Source organism: Moraxella sp. (assembly GCF_024227015.1).
Classification (GTDB): Bacteria; Pseudomonadota; Gammaproteobacteria; order Pseudomonadales; family Moraxellaceae; genus Moraxella.
Genome location: NZ_JAAELD010000116.1, coordinates 1 through 733 on the forward strand (window position 1 = coordinate 1; position 733 = coordinate 733).

The window sequence follows — 733 nt, forward strand, 5'->3', positions numbered from 1 at the left end:
GACAAAGGTTTTATCAAGGCGAGAAATTTCCACAATTCAAATAACAAAAGCGCCTACCTGTATAAACTTACCCCATCGGGGATTGATGCCAAGACACGTATTTCTGTGGCATTCCTGCGTCGTAAGATGAATGAGTATGAGTTGTTGAAAGCGGAGATTGAGCAGTTGCAGAATGAAGTTAATGGAATGTAGCGGGTGGAATCGGTGCGTTATGAATAACGCACCCTACGGGGGCGAATCCTTAGAAATACCGCTTCAAACCGGCAAACACGCGGTGCACGTACAAAAAAGGCAAAACCAGTCTATTACTTGTTTGGTACTTTTCCATCATGTAATCACCCGATGGCACAAAGTGCTCTTTAAGCAAACGGGCCTTGTTAGCCGTACCACGGGTCGATTTGAACACCTGCAGATAGTACTGCCAGCGCTTCATCTCTACACCGGGTTTAAATACTTCGTTTTGGGCTGCTTTTTCCAACCCGGCCATAATCCCGGTGGGAATATCAAGTGGGAAAATCTCAGCAGCAGCATCAAGGCTATGCTTGCAACTGCCACAAATCGAACGCTCATTAGCCAGGGCCAAAAACTGCTGCCATTGGGTATTGCTAAATGATGCAGCCAACAGATACATGTCAAATAACCAGATAAAACGGTCAGCGATACCAAAGGGCAGGGTCGTTACACGATGCATACAGGCCAACAGCAGGGCATGCACGCTACCGAGTGTACGCGC

General features: G+C 47.2%; 1 protein-coding gene and 1 pseudogene. One reads left to right on the forward strand and one right to left on the reverse strand.

Annotated elements, in window-relative coordinates:
• Nucleotides 1-192, forward strand: a pseudogene (locus GY683_RS02470) (MarR family EPS-associated transcriptional regulator); the annotation flags it as partial.
• Nucleotides 193-241: 49 nt separating this feature from the next.
• Here the strand turns inward: GY683_RS02470 and GY683_RS02475 are convergent.
• On the reverse strand, nucleotides 242-733 hold a 492-nt coding region (locus tag GY683_RS02475), incomplete at its 5' end, for a hypothetical protein (RefSeq protein ID WP_297287236.1).